General features: G+C 49.3%; 1 protein-coding gene. It reads left to right on the top strand.

Annotated elements, in window-relative coordinates; all coding sequences use genetic code 11:
• A partial coding sequence (locus LNL84_RS19655; RefSeq protein WP_244359562.1) for a hypothetical protein occupies nt 1–467 on the top strand: 467 nt, incomplete at both ends.

Genomic DNA, 467 nt, shown 5'->3' with positions numbered 1-467 from the left:
GCGCTGGATGAAGAAGGCAATTTGACCGTGCCAGCAGGGGTGAGTGCTTTTGATATTATTTTGCCAACGGTCGACGATGAAGAGGTTGAAGCGACCGAAAGCTATAGCTTGAATGTTGATGGGGTGCCAGCAACGGGTTACATCCTCGACAACGACAAACCGAGTATTACCTCGGTGGACGTCACCGCTGACGATGACACGGTGGTGGAAGGTGAGGATCTGGTGTTCAACGTTCAGTTATCTGAAGCCACGCAATCGCCTGTCACCTATCCAATCACATTACCAGAATCGCTTGATGTGGATGTAGAGAATATAAGCTTCTCGGATGGTGTCACGCTTGATGAAGAAGGCAATTTGAACGTACCGGCAGGGGTGAGTGCTTTTAATATCACTTTACCAACGGTCGATGATAACGAAGTGGAACCCACTGAGAGTTATAGCCTGGAAGTCGATGAGGTGCCAGCAAC

The organism is Vibrio gelatinilyticus, from assembly GCF_022836845.1.
Classification (GTDB): domain Bacteria; phylum Pseudomonadota; class Gammaproteobacteria; order Enterobacterales; family Vibrionaceae; genus Vibrio; species Vibrio gelatinilyticus.
The sequence above is the reverse complement of the archived record's forward strand: the minus strand, read 5'-3'. Positions and strand labels throughout refer to the sequence as shown.